Below are 13,658 nucleotides of genomic sequence, written 5' to 3'. Positions count from 1 at the left end.
TCGCTCCTCAAAGCCGCGCACATCCCTGTGCGCTCCCCGCGTGCTCCCCGGAGGGGAGAAGAGTTCTATTCCCCTTCCCAGTAATCCACCGTTTCACCCTGCCTCCCCACCACCCGGAAAAACTGCGGCATCCCATCCGCCCCCGGCCCGTACTCCGCCATCACGCCGTACTTCTTGCTGTCCGGGTACTCGCACACTTCCGGATACTGCCGCGTGCTGATGGCCAGGTAGCGCAGGTCCACGCTGCCGGTGTTGGCGATCTGGTGCGCGCTCTCCGGCCCGCCGGGCGGGCAGGCGACGATGTCGCCGGCGCGGATGGGGAGGCGTTCCTCGCCGATGCGCACTTCGCCTTCGCCATCGAGCACGAAGAACATTTCCTCGTTCACGCGATGGTTGTGGAACGGATAGCCGCGCTTGCCCGGCGGCAGCACCGTGAGGTTGTAGCCGAGCTTCTGCGCGCCGAGCAGGGCCGAGATGCGCGCTACGCGCGGGGCGTAGCGCTCGGCCGCGCTGCCGGTGGGGGCGAAGGCGAGCGGCACGGGCTGCGGTTCGACGTCGGCGACATTGACGATATGGCGGGCCATGGCAAGTCCTGGGTAGGTTGGGGTGAGCCGGAGGCGAACCCCAACAGTGCGATGCGCTTGGCGGTGGTGGTGTCGGGGTTCGCTGCGCTCACCCCAACCTGCGCCCCGGCGTCAGGCGGGCTGGTGGCAGACGGCTTCCACGTTGTGGCCGTCCAGGTCCAGCACGAAGGCCGCGTAGTAGTTGTCGTGGTAGTGCAGGCGCAGGCCGGGCGGGCCGTTGTCGGTGCCGCCGGCGGCCAGGGCCGCGGCGTAGAAGCGGTCGACCGCTTCGCGCGTCGGCGCCACGAAGGCCACGTGGATGGCCGACAGCGGCGCGATCGGATCGGCGCTGATCCAGAAGCTAGGCTTGCCGTCCTTGCCGAAGCCGGCATGCGAGCGGCTGCCTGTCACTTCCTGGGTGACTTCCATGGCCAGGCCGCCGCCGAGCGGGGCCAGCACGCGTTCGTAGAAGGCCTTGCTGCGTGCGTAGTTGGAAACGGGCACGCCGATATGGTCGAGCATGGAAGCAACTCCTTGCGGGGAATGACGGTGGCTGGCGCGGCGAGTTTATGCCGGCGCGGTCCAGGCCGCTGCGCGCTTGTCGAGGAAAGCGCCGAGTCCTTCCTGACCTTCGGCGGAAACGCGCAGGCGTGCGATCAGTTCGGCGTTCTCGCGGTCGATGCGTTCGGCCTGCGCCTCGTCCTGCCCGGCCATGCGCAGGGCCAGCCGCTTGGCTTCGGCCTGGGCGACGGGGCCGGCCTTGACGAACGCGGCCAGCACGGCGTCCACCGCGCTGTCCAGTTCCTCCGCCGGCACGCACTGGTGCAGCAGGCCGATGCGCTGGGCGGTGGGCGCGTCGAACAGTTCGCCGGTCAGGAACAGGCGGCGCGACTGGCGCAGCCCGATCGCGGCGATCACGTACGGCGAGATCACCGCCGGCACCAGGCCGAGCTTGACCTCGGTGAGGCCGAACTTCGCGCCGTCCACGCCGATGGCGATATCGCAGCAGGCGACCAGGCCCACGCCGCCGCCATAGGCCGCGCCGTTGACCCGCGCGACGGTGGGCTTGGGCAGGAATTGCAAAGTGCGCATCAGCGTGGCCAGGCGCAGCGAATCCTCGCGGTTCTCCGCTTCGCTGGCCTTGGCCATGCCGCGCATCCAGTTGAGGTCGGCGCCGGCGGAGAAGCTGGCGCCTGCGCCGGTGAGCACCACCGCGCGCACGGCCGGGTCGCGGCCGGCGGCGGCGAGCGCATCGGTCAGTTCGGCGATCAGGCTGACGTCGAAGGCGTTGTGCACCTGCGGGCGGTTCATCGCGATGGTGCGGACGCCGGCGCGATCGGCGAGCTGGAGGCTGGTGTACATGGCGGCCTGGAGGTCTGGGGAAAGCGCCTAGGTTAGTGAAAGGCGACGGCCAACGGCCAAGGGGCAGCAAGAGCTTGCGATCCACTCGTGGCGAATGCCGCCGCCGGCGCCGGTGTTGATTCCCCCGTTTCCGTCACAACCTGGTTACAATGCGAACCATTCTTATTTGAGTGTTGGCCGTGCGACTGTCCGACCTGCCGAAAGGGGCGCCTGCCGTGGTGGACCGAGTGGACGATGTGCTTGCCGACGATCCGATCGCGCAACGCTTGCGCGACCTGGGTTTTGTCGCCGGCGAGCCCGTTCGCGTGGTGGCGCGCGGGCCGCTGGGCGCGGATCCGCTGCTGATCCAGATCGGCTCGACGCGCTTCGCCCTGCGCCGCAGCGAAGCGGCGCGCGTCACCGTGCGCACGGGAGAACACTGATGAGCGCCAGCACCCTGCGCATCGCCCTGGTGGGCAATCCCAACTGCGGCAAGACGGCGCTGTTCAACCAGCTCACCGGCGGCCGCCAGAAAGTGGCCAATTACGCCGGCGTCACCGTGGAGCGCAAGGAAGGCCGCTTCACCGCGCCCAGCGGCCGCGTGCTGCACCTGATCGACCTGCCGGGCACCTACAGCTTCGACGCCACCAGCCCGGACGAGCAGATCACCCGCGACGTCTGCGCCGGCGCCTATCCGGGCGAGCCGGCGCCGGATCTCATCGTCTGCGTGGCCGACGCCACCAACCTGCGCCTGCACCTGCGCTTCGTGCTGGAAGTGAAGCGCCTGGGCCGCCCGGTGGTGCTGGCGCTGAACATGATGGATACCGCGCGCCGCCGCGGCATCCGGATCGACATTGACGAACTGCAGCGGCGCCTCGGCATTCCGGTGGTCGAGACCGTCGCGGTGAAGCGCGGCGGCGCGAAGGCGCTGATCGAACGCGTGGACGGCGAGGTTCCCGCGGCGGCCGCCGCGCAGGCCGACGACCCGGCCAGCCGCGCCGACTTGCACGGCCAGGTGCGCGAGCTGCTCGCCGCCACCGTGGTGATGCCGCGCAATACCGATGCCATCGACGACGCGCTCGACCGCTGGGCGCTGCATCCGGTATTCGGCCTCGGCATTCTCGCGGTGCTGATGTTCCTGATCTTCCAGGCGGTGTTCTCCTGGGCGCAGCCGGTGATGGACGCCATCGCTGCCGGCGTGGCCGCGCTCGGCGGCTGGGTGACCAGCGCATTGCCGCAGGGGAGCGCGCTGCACAGCCTGCTCAACGACGGCGTGTTCGCGGGCCTCGGTGCGGTGCTGGTGTTCCTGCCGCAGATCCTGATCCTGTTCTTGTTCATCCTGGTGCTGGAGGAATCCGGCTACCTGCCGCGCGCGGCCTTCCTGCTGGACAAGCTGATGTTCAAGGCGGGCCTGACCGGGCGCGCCTTCATTCCGCTGCTGTCGAGCTTCGCCTGCGCCATCCCCGGCATCATGGCCACGCGCAGCATCACCGACCCGCGCGACCGCCTCACCACCATCCTGGTGGCGCCGCTGATGACCTGCTCGGCGCGCCTGCCGGTGTACACGCTGCTGATCGCGGCCTTCATTCCGCAGCGCACGGTGTGGGGCGTGTTCAATCTGCAGGGCATCGTGCTGTTCACGCTGTACGTGGCGGGCATCGTCAGCGCGCTCAGCGTGGCCTTCGTGATCAAGCGCTTCCGCAAGGACAAGAGCGAGCACGCGCTGCTGATGGAGCTGCCCTCGTACCGCCTGCCGAATCCGCGCGATATCGCGCTGGGCCTGTGGGAACGCGCGCTGATCTTCCTCAAGCGCGTGGGCGGCATCATCCTGGCGCTCACCGTGCTGCTGTGGTTCCTGTCCAGCTTCCCGGCGCCGCCGGAAGGCGCCACCCAGCCGGCCATCGACTACAGCCTGGCCGGCCGCCTGGGCCGCGCGCTGCACTACGTATTCGCGCCGATCGGTTTCAACTGGCAGATCTGCATCGCGCTGATCCCGGGCCTGGCCGCGCGCGAAGTGGCGGTGTCGGCGCTGGGCACGGTGTACGCCATGTCCGCGGCTGCCGGCGGCGACGATGCGCTGGCCAGCCAGCTCGGTCCGGTGATCGCGCAGCAGTGGTCGCTGGCCACGGCGCTGTCGCTGCTGGCCTGGTACGTGTTCGCGCCGCAGTGCATGTCGACCATGGCGGTGATCCGCCGCGAGACCAATTCCTGGCGCAACGTGGCGATCACGGCGGGCTATCTGTTCGGCCTGGCCTATCTGGCTTCGCTGATCACCTACCAGGTGGCGAGGGCGCTGTCGTGACTACGTTCGCCATCGTGCAGGCGGTGATCATCGGCGTGCTGGTGCTGTGCAGCGCGCTGTACGCCTTCCGCAAGCTGCTGCCGGGCCTGAGCACGCGCTGGCTGGCGGCGGCTTCGGCCTCGCTCAACAAGCCGTGGCGCAAGCCCTGGCTGCGCGCGCTGGGCCGCCGGCTGCAGCCGGCGCAGGCCACCGGCAACTGCGGCGACGGCTGCGGCACCTGCGGCACCTGCGGACCCACGCCGCCGTCCGCGGCGCGGCCCGAGGCGCAGCCGCTGGAATTCCGTCCGCGTCAGCGCTGACGCCGGAAGCGCAGCTGTTTGCGCTGCTTGAACAGATCCACCATCCAGAACATCGCGGCGCCCGCCGCGGGCAGCCGCGCGTCGCTCAGCAGCACCACGGCCGCGATGATCACCAGCACGCCGACCAACGTATCCGGCAGCTTGCTCAGGAACGAGCGCTTGCCCGGATTGCGCGCGCGCATGCGCAGGAAGCCGAGGGCGAGCGCCGGTATCGCCAGCAGCAGGGCGGGGAAGAGCAGGGGCTTGCCGTCGTCGGTCTGGCCGAAGCTGTAGATGGCGAACGCGGCCAGCGCCAACACCGGTACGAAGACCATGCGCAGCAGGGGCCATGGCGTCACCGGTTGTTCCGGCTGCTGCTGCCAGCGCCAGGCCACCAGGAACAGCAGGTAGTAAGCCCAGGCGCCGGTGGCGATGCCGGCCAGGATCGGAAAAACGTTACGGCCTTCGGGGTCGTCCACGACCGCATACAGCAGCGTGCCGAACAGCAGCAGCGCGAAGCAGCGGATCGCGCCGACGATCACCCGCGGCCGCGTCACCACGAAGCGCTCCGCCGCGCCGATGCAGAAGCGGGTGAGGCGCGGATCGAAGAAGCTGTCGAGCAAGGGCACGTTGCCGCCGCACAGGCGCAGCGCAAAGCGTCCGAGCGAACTGAGCTGGTGCGGGATCAGCGCGGCGAACGCGATCCACCACCAGCGGAACGGCTGGCGCAGGCGCTGCAGTTCGCGCCAGGCCTGGTTCGGCATCGGGTAGGGCTTCTTCGGGTCGCGCGTGGTGGCGGCGAGCGCCTTCTTGTTGCGCTCCTGCATCAGCCAGGACAGTTCCAGGCGCGCGGCGAAATCCTGCGGCGACTGTCCGGCCTGGGCCAGCAGCGGGCGCAGGCCGAAGAACTGGATCAGCAGCGCGGCACAGGCCGCCGGCATCGGCGGACGCTCCAGCCACAGCCGTTCGAACAAGGGCCGCGCGGCGGCCTGGCGCACGGTGAAGTTGCGCAGCGCCGGCTGCACGCACAGCACGGCTTCCAGCGCCGCGCGGTCGCCGGCCAGCGCCTGCTCGCTCAGCCAGGCGTAGAAGCCATCCATATCCAGCCACTGCGCATTCGCGCCCCAGGGCTGCATGGTGGGCGAGTGGCGCTTGACCAGCTGGTAGCGCTCCTGCGCGAGGTTGCGCAGCTGGTGCAGGTGCATCGCGTCGACGCCGCTCTGGGTGTGCTCCAGATCGAAGAAGCCCAGCGTGGCGTCCATGCTCGCCCCGTCGATCGGCGGCACTTCCTGCAGCAGCCGCTGGATCAGCGCGCGCCCCGCCTGCTGCTTGATCTGCAGCGACCACAGCGCCGGCTGCTCGTGCAGCCAGGATTTCAGCTGGCGCGAGTCGCCCAGCGGAGCGAGCTTCAGATAGGCCTCGATAAAGACCTGCAGATCGAACACCTGCGGCGCCGCGGCCGCGGGCGGCTGGCCGAACTGCACGGGGCGCCACGGCTGGTGCGTGTCCGGAGCGGGTGGCGGGGGCATCGGTGCAGGCGCCGCTGCGGGTGGCACGCGCGGCATGTGCGGTGCCGGTGCCGCGGGCGGCACGTGTGGCATATGCGGTGCCGGAGGCAGGTTCGGCACATGCGGCATATGCGGTGCGGAACGCATCGGCGGCACCACCGGCATAGGCGGCGCGACAGGTGCGTCGGTTTCTTCGACGCGCTCCAGCTCCTCGCCGTCGTCCTCTTCCGCTTCGTCCTCGTCCGGCGCCATCGCCATCGTCGCCGCGCGCGCCTGCCACGCCAGCGCGCGCTGATACATCTCGTGCAGTTGCTGGAAGCCGGCCGGATCCTCGTCCGGGCGCACCGTCCGCAGGCGCTTGGCATAGGCGCGCTTGATCTCCCGCTCGTCCGCTTCCGGCGGCAGGCCGAACCAGTCGAGCGGGGACTTCACAGGCTGGCCTCGAGCGTATCCAGCGCTTCGCCGAAGTGGCGGCGGTGATCGCGGATCATCTGCTCGTCCTGGCTTTCCAGGATCGAGCGGAAGCGCGCGATCCAGTGCTGCAGTTGGTCGCGTGCCTGCACGTATTCCTCGTACAGGCGTTCGGCGCGGGCGAGCATGGCGATGTTCTCCTGCTTGTCGCGCGGATGCACCTTGATGCTTTCCAGCGCCAGCAGGCGCGCGCGGATTTCCTCGGGGCTGAGCACGCCGGGGTTCTGCTCCAGTACCAGCTCGTGGCGCTCGCGCGTGGCGATCACTTCGGCTTCCACCTGCAGCACGCCGTTGACGTCGTAGGTGAAGCGCACGTTCACCGCGTTCTCCTGCGGGCTGCGCTGCGGCGGCAGCGGAATGTCCAGCTCGCCCAGCTTGATGTTGCGCTCGACCATCGGGTTCTCGCCCTGGAACACGCGCAGCTTGATTTCGCGCTGGTGGTCGCGGGTGGGATAGAACCGCTCCTCGCGGCTCACCGGCACCGTGCTGTTGCGGTGGATGATCGGCGCGAAGAAGCCGTCCTGCTCGGTGCCGCCTTCGTCGCGGCGCGAGACCGCGATGCCCAGCGTGTAGGGGCAGACGTCGGTGAGGATCACTTCGTCCAGGCGCTGGTCGCGCGCCTTCATGCCGGCCGCGGCGCAGGCGCCCATGGCGATGGCCTGGTCCGGATTGATATGGCGCAGCGGCAGCCGGCCGAACATGCGCGAGACCAGGCGCGCCGCCAGCGGCATGCGGCTGGCGCCGCCGACCAGGATGATCTCGTCGAGCTGGTTCGGCTGCAGGCGCGCATCGCGCATGGCGCGTTCCAGCGGCGCGCGCATGCGCTGCACCAGTTCCTCGCTGAGGCGGGCGAAGCGTTCTTCGTCGATGCTCCAGGACAGCAGCTCCTCGCCGCGCTTCCAGTTCACCTGCGCCTGGCCGGCGCCGAGCTCGCGCTTGGCCTGCTCCAGGCGGCGGCGCAGCTGGCCGCGTTCCTGCGGCGACAGCTCGCCCAACTTGTGATCGGCGTGGAAGGCCGCTTCCAGCACGTCGAGGAAATCCTCGCCGCCGAGATAGTTGTCGCCGGCGCTGGCATGCACTTCGACCACGCCGTCGAACATCTCCAGGATCGACACGTCGAAGGTACCGCCGCCCAGGTCGAACACCAGGAAGCGCGTGCCGTCGCGCTGCTCCTGCAGGCCGTAGGCCAGCGCTGCCGCGGTGGGTTCGTTGATCAGCCGCTCCACGCGGATGCCGGCCAGTTCGCCGGCGGCGCGGGTGGCCTTGCGCTGCGCGTCGGAGAAATAGGCCGGCACGCTGATCACCGCTTCGCTCACTTTCTCGCCGGTGGCCGCTTCGGCGTCGGCGATCAGCGTGCGCAGGATCAGCGCCGAGAGTTCCTCCGGCCGGAACGTGCGCGCGCCCAGCCGCGTTTCGCGCGCGGTGCCCATCCAGCGCTTGAAGGCGGCCACGCTGTCGCCGGGGTGGCTGATCATGCGGTCGCGCGCGGCCTGGCCGACGATGATGTGGCCTTGTTCGTCCACGCTCACCACGGAGGGCGTCAGCAGTTCGCCCAGCGCATTGGGGAACAGCGTGGAGCCGCTCTCGCCGTAGCGGCCGACGAGCGAGTGGGTGGTGCCTAGGTCGATGCCGACGATCATGCTTGCAAATCCCTGTCGATAAATGAAACCCGTGCCGCGCGCTCAGCGCACGCCGGGCGTGGCCTTGCGTGTCAGCCAGGACTGGCTCATGCCCCAGAACACCATGGCCAGGGCGGACGTCCACTGGAACCACAGCGTGCTGTCTCCGACGTAGCTGCGGAACGCGCAGATCGCGCCTATCAGCAGGATCACCCTGGGCAGGTATTTGTTGGCGTCCTCGCGCTTCAGATAGGTGAGCAGTGCCAGCAGCATCGCCGACGCCGCCACGCCGTTGGAGACGTAATGCGGCGGCGGCAGCTGGGCGGCGGCGAAGGAGAGTGCGCAGACCATCGGAATGAAGCTTGCCTGGATCGCCGTGGCCAGGCGCGAATGCGGCCCGGGCAAGGTCTGCCAGAACAGCAGGAAGTTGAACACGATGACGTAGAGCGGCAGGCCGAACGTCGCCAGCGTCGCGATGCCGACGTAGCGCTCCGGGTCGGCCGCGGGGCCGGCCTGCCAGGCAACGAAAAAGCAGATCGACGCTTCCACGGCCAGCGCAGCCAGCAGGCGCACGCCCCATACGATCAGCTTGGGCCGGGTCAGCTGGCCCGGTGCGCCGGCTTCGCTCCAGAAGTACAGCGAGCGATGGTCGAAATAGCGGCCGAGCAGACGCACGTGGCGGCCATGCAGGCCGACCGCGGCGCGCAGCCGGAAAATGAAATCGCCCAGTTCGCGCGGCAGCGACAGCGACAGCGCGAGCAGCAGGATGCGCGGCCAGCTGAAAGGGCGCGCGAGCTGGTCGCGCAGCCGGCGCGTGCGGGCCACGTCGATGTAGCGCTGCTGCGGGTCTTCCACCGCGCGCGCCAGCAGATTCACGCGGGCCGGCGCCATCAGCCAGGCCAGGTGGCGTTCGGCCACCAGCGACTGCGTGGCCTGCGCGTCGTCGCCCAGCGCGTCGTCCGTCCATTCGAAGAATTCGGCGAGCTGCTCGTAGCACAGGCGCGGCATCGGCCGCGGTTCGGCGCGCAGCCAGTCCAGCGTGGCGCGGCCGGCCTGCTGTGCTTCCGAAAGCGACCAGGCCATGTTGCGCAGAATCAGCCAGGCCCACAGGTCGGCCGGGTCGCCGGCCGTGCACAGTTCCTGCAGGCGCGCCAGGAAGCTGTCCTGTTCGAAGCGCGCGTCCAGCTGCCGCTCTTCCGGATGCTGGGCGAGATAGCGGCCGATCGGCATGTAGCGCTGGTGGCAGGTTTCGCGCAGGTAAAAGAGCAGGGGGCCGTCGGCGCCGCGGGCGACCTGGTCCAGTTCGAAGTAGTCCAGCAGCGTGTCGATGCACGTCGCCGGCATCGGCATGGGGTTGTGGCGCAGTTGCTCCAGTACCGCGTCGCCGAGCTGCTGCTTGAGCCGCAGCGACCACAGGCCGGGGTGGTTCTCCAGCCAGCGGCGCAGCGCGGCGGCGTCGCCCTGGACGGCGATCAGCGAGAGTTCGCGCAGGAAGTTGTCGGGGTCGACGTGGATCGCGTCGTGGCGGTCCATCGCCGTGGCGGGCGGCGCCTGCGCGATCGGCTGCAGGCGCGGAACGCGCTCGGCGGCCGGAGCGGGCGTGGGCGCGGCGGGCGCGGGCATGGCGACGCGGTTGCGGCACCACTGCAGCGCCTGCTGGTAGGCATCGTGCAGGCGCTGGAAGCCCGCCGCGTCTTCGTCCGGCCGGTGCTGCTTCAACCGCTGCGCGTAGGCGCGCTTGATCGCCTGCTCGTCGGCGTCGGGCGTCAGGCCCAGCCGTTCAAAGATGCCGTGGATCATGCGATTCCCTGCCGTGGTGCCGGTCCTCTTCCTGGGGCCGGCCCATCGCGCCCTTCGGCGCGATGGCTGCTATGCGTGGTGCGTGCACGTTCCGTCCCCCTGTCGAAAGAGCATGCCGCGTTTCGGTTACATGCGGAACACGCCGTAGCGCTGCGGCTCGATCGGCGCATTGAGCGAGGCGGAGATGGCCAGGCCCAGCACGCGGCGGGTGTCGGCCGGGTCGATGATGCCGTCGTCCCACAGGCGCGCGCTGGCGTAGTAGGGGTGGCCCTGGCGCTCGTACTGCTCGCGGATCGGCGCCTTGAAGGCTTCTTCGTCTTCGGCGCTCCAGCTCTTGCCGGCCGCTTCCAGGCCGTCGCGGCGCACGGTGGCCAGCACCGAGGAGGCCTGCTCGCCGCCCATCACGCTGATGCGCGAGTTCGGCCACATCCACAGGAAGCGCGCGCCGTAGGCGCGGCCGCACATGGCGTAGTTGCCGGCGCCGAAGCTGCCGCCGATCACCACGGTGAACTTCGGCACGTGCGAGCAGGCCACGGCGGTGACCATCTTGGCGCCGTCCTTGGCGATGCCGGCGTTTTCGTACTTCTTGCCGACCATGAAGCCGGTGATGTTCTGCAGGAACACCAGCGGCACGTTGCGCTGGTTGCACAGCTCGATGAAGTGCGCGCCCTTGAGCGCGCTCTCGGCGAACAGGATGCCGTTGTTGGCGACGATGCCCACGGGGTAGCCGTGGATATGCGCGAAGCCGCAGACCAGGGTCTTGCCGTAGCGCGCCTTGAATTCGTGGAATTCGGAACCGTCGACGATGCGCGCGATCACCTCACGGATGTCGAACGGGCGGCGCGTGTCCTGCGGGATCACGCCGTACAGCTCCTCGGCGGGGTAGCGCGGCTCGGCCGGCGCGCGCGGGGCCAGCGGGATGTCCTTCTTGCGATTGAGGCTGGCCACGATGTCGCGGGCGATCGACAGCGCGTGCGCGTCGTTCTCGGCGAAATGGTCGGCCACGCCGGAGACGGACGTATGGACGTCCGCGCCGCCCAGCGCCTCGGCGTCCACCACTTCGCCGGTGGCGGCCTTCACCAGCGGCGGGCCGCCCAGGAAGATGGTGCCCTGCTCGCGCACGATGATGGTCTCGTCGCTCATCGCCGGCACGTAGGCGCCGCCGGCGGTGCAGGAGCCCATCACCACGGCGATCTGCGGAATGCCGAGGCCCGACATGCGCGCCTGGTTGTAGAAGATGCGGCCGAAGTGTTCCCGGTCCGGGAATACTTCGTCCTGCAGCGGCAGGAAGGCGCCGCCGGAATCGACCAGGCAGACGCAGGGCAGGCGGTTTTCCAGCGCCACTTCCTGCGCGCGCAGGTGCTTCTTCACCGTCATCGGGAAATAGGTGCCGCCCTTGACGGTGGCGTCGTTGGCGACCACCACCACTTCGATGCCGTGCACGCGGCCGATGCCGGTGATGATGCCGGCGGCTGGCGCGGCGTCGTCGTACATGCCGTGCGCGGCCAGCGGCGAGAGTTCGAGGAAGGGCGAGCCCGGATCGAGCAGGGCGCGGATGCGTTCGCGCGGCAGCAGCTTGCCGCGCGCGGTGTGCTTCTCGCGCGCCTTGTCGCCACCGCCTTCCGCGCTGACGGCCAGCTGGTGGTGCAGGTCGTCCACCAGCGCGCGCAGGTTGGCGCTGCCGGCCTGGAATTCGGGCGAGCGGGTATCGAGCTGCGAGGTAAGGACACTCATGAGGCGAGGGCGCGTTCGAGGGGAAAGGCCGGATGATAGCGGCCGGCGCGCCGGGGCCGAAACGCACCGCCGCATTTCCTCGCGCGGCGGTGCGCTATTTCTCGCGGACGAAAAAAAACCGGCCGCTTGCGCGACCGGTTTTCCTTGAAGCGAATCGCTAAGGGATTACTGACCCTTGGCGGCGTCCTTCGCCTTGTCCGCGGCGTCCTTGGCGGCGCCGGCAGCGTCCTTGGCAGCGTCGGCGGCCTTGGAAGCGGCGTCGGCAGCCTGCTCCATGGCGGCAGCCGGGGCGGTGCCGGCAGCAGCCGGGGCAGCGGCGGTCGAAGCCGGAGCAGCAGCGGTCGAAGCCGGAGCGGCGGTCGCGGCGGCGGCCGGAGCCTGGGCAGCCTTCTGAGCCTGGTCAGCCGACTGCTGAGCCTGGTCAGCCGACTTCTGGGCGTCCTGCGCGGAATCCTGCGCGCCGTTGCTGCAAGCCGCCAGCAGCGCGACGAGCGCGGAGGCGAGTAGGGTACGCGTGAACTTCATTGTTGAATCTCCTTTGCCGTGGAATGCCGTTTGGCGGGCGTATTAATAGCGCTTTCGCGGAATTTGCGCCACATCTTTATTTAACAAGGCCATAGCCGGTTATCCCCCTTTCATGGGGGTACCGGCCAGGCCATGCCTGTTCTGCTTTAGATCAGTTCGACCGCGATGGCGGTGGCTTCGCCGCCGCCGATGCACAGCGAGGCGACGCCGCGCTTCAGGCCGCGGGTCTTCAGCGCGTTGAGCAGGGTCACCACCAGGCGGGTGCCGCTGGCGCCGATCGGATGGCCGAGCGCGCAGGCGCCGCCGTTGACATTGAGCTTGTCGTGCGGGATGCCCAGCTCGCGCATCGGCGCCATGGCCACCACGGCGAAGGCTTCGTTGACTTCGAACAGGTCCACGTCGGCGACCTTCCAGCCGGCCTTCTCCAGCACCTTCTGCATGGCGCTGACCGGGGCGGTGGTGAACCACTCCGGTTCCTGCGAATGGGTGGCGTGCGCCACGATGCGCGCCAGCGGCTGGATGCCGCGGGCCTTGGCGTCGTCGGCCGAGAGCAGCACCACGGCGGCGGCGCCGTCGGAGATGCTGGAGGAGCTGGCGGCGGTGATGGTGCCGTTCTCCTTGCGGAAGGCGGGCTTGAGGGCCGGCACCTTGGCGATGTCCGAGCGGCCCGGCTGCTCGTCGGTGTCCACCACCACGTCGCCCTTGCGGCCGGCCACGGTGACCGGGACGATCTCGCCGGTGAAGGCGCCGTTCTGCTGCGCGGCCTGCGCGCGCTTGACCGACTCGATGGCGAAGGCGTCCTGCTCCTCGCGGGTGAAGTGGTACTTGTCGGCGCACAGCTCGCCGAACACGCCCATGGCCTTGCCGTCGTACGGATTGGTCAGGCCGTCCCAGGCCATGTGGTCGACCAGCTGGCCATCGCCGTAGCGGATGCCGGTGCGCGCGTTGACCATGTGCGGCGCATTGGTCATCGACTCCATGCCGCCGGCCACCACCACGGCGGACGAGCCGGCCTTGATCAGGTCGTGGCCGAGCATGATGGCCTTCATGCCGGAGCCGCACACCTTGTTGACGGTGGTGCAGCCGACGGCGGTGGGCAGGCCGGCCTTGAGCGCGGCCTGGCGGGCCGGGGCCTGGCCGAGGTTGGCGGGCAGCACGCAGCCCATCAGCACTTCATTGACGTCCTGTGCGGCGATGCCAGCCTGCTCCAGTGCGGCCTTGATGGCGGTGGCGCCCAGCGTGGGGGTGGGCACGCCGGTGAACTGGCCGAGGAAAGAGCCGATGGCGGTGCGCTTGGCGCCCGCGATGACAACACTGACGTCCGACATGGGGATCTCCGCAAGGACTGGGTGGGCAGGGGATGCCCGTAGGGTGTGTAGCGATCGCCGGATTATCGCAGCCGCCTACCACTGTCGGCAAACCGTTGCCGCACCAGGGGTTTGCATGCGACCTCCGTCATTATTCCTTCGCAATTCGTTGCGCCGGCTTTGTGCCAACATTAGCCGCAGGAATCGCCG

The 13,658-nt window shown here is 69.4% G+C and carries 12 protein-coding genes; 3 read left to right on the top strand and 9 right to left on the bottom strand.

The window, feature by feature from the left end; all coding sequences use genetic code 11:
* Positions 1-65: 65 nt before the first annotated feature.
* The 3 genes from KK141_RS15695 to KK141_RS15685 all read right to left on the bottom strand — a co-directional run bounded on the left by KK141_RS15695 (position 66) and on the right by KK141_RS15685 (position 1,925).
* Complete coding sequence (locus KK141_RS15695) at positions 66-584, bottom strand: cupin domain-containing protein (RefSeq protein WP_214571502.1); 519 nt, start codon at positions 582-584, stop codon at positions 66-68.
* A 111-nt stretch (positions 585-695) separates the two neighbouring features.
* Positions 696-1,085: a VOC family protein gene (locus tag KK141_RS15690; RefSeq protein ID WP_214571501.1), complete on the bottom strand. Its 390-nt coding sequence runs from the start codon at positions 1,083-1,085 to the stop codon at positions 696-698.
* A gap of 45 nt (positions 1,086-1,130) precedes the next feature.
* On the bottom strand, positions 1,131-1,925 hold the full coding sequence (locus KK141_RS15685; protein WP_214571500.1) for an enoyl-CoA hydratase/isomerase family protein: 795 nt from the start codon (positions 1,923-1,925) through the stop codon (positions 1,131-1,133).
* Positions 1,926-2,104: 179 nt separating this feature from the next.
* On the opposite strand from KK141_RS15685, the gene KK141_RS15680 reads away from it, so the two are divergent.
* The 3 genes from KK141_RS15680 to KK141_RS15670 are packed head-to-tail and all read left to right on the top strand — an operon-like array spanning position 2,105 to position 4,505.
* Complete coding sequence (locus tag KK141_RS15680) at positions 2,105-2,347, top strand: FeoA family protein (RefSeq protein WP_214571499.1); 243 nt, start codon at positions 2,105-2,107, stop codon at positions 2,345-2,347.
* Positions 2,347-4,206, top strand: coding sequence for a ferrous iron transporter B (locus KK141_RS15675; RefSeq protein WP_214571498.1), 1,860 nt, complete (start codon positions 2,347-2,349; stop codon positions 4,204-4,206). The genes KK141_RS15680 and KK141_RS15675 overlap by 1 nt, the downstream gene beginning before the upstream one ends.
* Positions 4,203-4,505 carry a DUF6587 family protein gene (locus KK141_RS15670; protein WP_214571497.1) on the top strand — a complete coding sequence of 101 codons (303 nt, stop codon included), beginning with the start codon at positions 4,203-4,205 and terminating at the stop codon, positions 4,503-4,505. The genes KK141_RS15675 and KK141_RS15670 overlap by 4 nt, the downstream gene beginning before the upstream one ends.
* On the opposite strand, the gene KK141_RS15665 is transcribed toward KK141_RS15670, so the two are convergent.
* The 6 genes from KK141_RS15665 to KK141_RS15640 all read right to left on the bottom strand — a co-directional run bounded on the left by KK141_RS15665 (position 4,496) and on the right by KK141_RS15640 (position 13,469).
* Complete coding sequence (locus tag KK141_RS15665) at positions 4,496-6,424, bottom strand: J domain-containing protein (protein ID WP_214571496.1); 1,929 nt, start codon at positions 6,422-6,424, stop codon at positions 4,496-4,498. The genes KK141_RS15670 and KK141_RS15665 overlap by 10 nt on opposite strands.
* On the bottom strand, positions 6,421-8,103 hold the full coding sequence (locus KK141_RS15660; RefSeq protein WP_214571495.1) for a molecular chaperone HscC: 1,683 nt from the start codon (positions 8,101-8,103) through the stop codon (positions 6,421-6,423). The genes KK141_RS15665 and KK141_RS15660 overlap by 4 nt, the downstream gene beginning before the upstream one ends.
* 42 nt (positions 8,104-8,145) lie before the next feature.
* A complete protein-coding gene (locus tag KK141_RS15655; RefSeq protein ID WP_214571494.1) occupies positions 8,146-9,882 on the bottom strand; it encodes a J domain-containing protein in 1,737 nt (578 codons plus the stop codon).
* Positions 9,883-10,008: 126 nt separating this feature from the next.
* On the bottom strand, positions 10,009-11,616 hold the full coding sequence (locus KK141_RS15650) for a carboxyl transferase domain-containing protein (RefSeq protein ID WP_214571493.1): 1,608 nt from the start codon (positions 11,614-11,616) through the stop codon (positions 10,009-10,011).
* Between the two features lie 165 nt (positions 11,617-11,781).
* Positions 11,782-12,141, bottom strand: a complete 360-nt coding sequence (locus tag KK141_RS15645; RefSeq protein WP_214571492.1) for a hypothetical protein — start codon at positions 12,139-12,141, stop codon at positions 11,782-11,784.
* 146 nt (positions 12,142-12,287) lie between these two features.
* Positions 12,288-13,469: an acetyl-CoA C-acyltransferase gene (locus tag KK141_RS15640; RefSeq protein ID WP_214571491.1), complete on the bottom strand. Its 1,182-nt coding sequence runs from the start codon at positions 13,467-13,469 to the stop codon at positions 12,288-12,290.
* Positions 13,470-13,658 lie beyond the last annotated feature (189 nt).

Source organism: Dyella sp. LX-66, assembly GCF_018599165.1.
GTDB classification, from domain to species: domain Bacteria; phylum Pseudomonadota; class Gammaproteobacteria; order Xanthomonadales; family Rhodanobacteraceae; genus Dyella_D; species Dyella_D marensis.
This window is presented reverse-complemented; position numbering and strand designations above follow the sequence as displayed.

What these genes read in the sequence shown, in the direction of transcription:
- KK141_RS15675 (WP_214571498.1), top strand. Translation starts at nt 2,347, where the DNA reads ATGAGCGCCAGCACCCTGCGCATCGCCCTGGTGGGCAATCCCAACTGC.
- KK141_RS15685 (WP_214571500.1), bottom strand. Translation starts at nt 1,925, where the DNA reads ATGTACACCAGCCTCCAGCTCGCCGATCGCGCCGGCGTCCGCACCATC.
- KK141_RS15695 (WP_214571502.1), bottom strand. Translation starts at nt 584, where the DNA reads ATGGCCCGCCATATCGTCAATGTCGCCGACGTCGAACCGCAGCCCGTG.
- KK141_RS15650 (WP_214571493.1), bottom strand. Translation starts at nt 11,616, where the DNA reads ATGAGTGTCCTTACCTCGCAGCTCGATACCCGCTCGCCCGAATTCCAG.
- KK141_RS15690 (WP_214571501.1), bottom strand. Translation starts at nt 1,085, where the DNA reads ATGCTCGACCATATCGGCGTGCCCGTTTCCAACTACGCACGCAGCAAG.
- KK141_RS15640 (WP_214571491.1), bottom strand. Translation starts at nt 13,469, where the DNA reads ATGTCGGACGTCAGTGTTGTCATCGCGGGCGCCAAGCGCACCGCCATC.
- KK141_RS15645 (WP_214571492.1), bottom strand. Translation starts at nt 12,141, where the DNA reads ATGAAGTTCACGCGTACCCTACTCGCCTCCGCGCTCGTCGCGCTGCTG.
- KK141_RS15660 (WP_214571495.1), bottom strand. Translation starts at nt 8,103, where the DNA reads ATGATCGTCGGCATCGACCTAGGCACCACCCACTCGCTCGTCGGCCGC.
- KK141_RS15655 (WP_214571494.1), bottom strand. Translation starts at nt 9,882, where the DNA reads ATGATCCACGGCATCTTTGAACGGCTGGGCCTGACGCCCGACGCCGAC.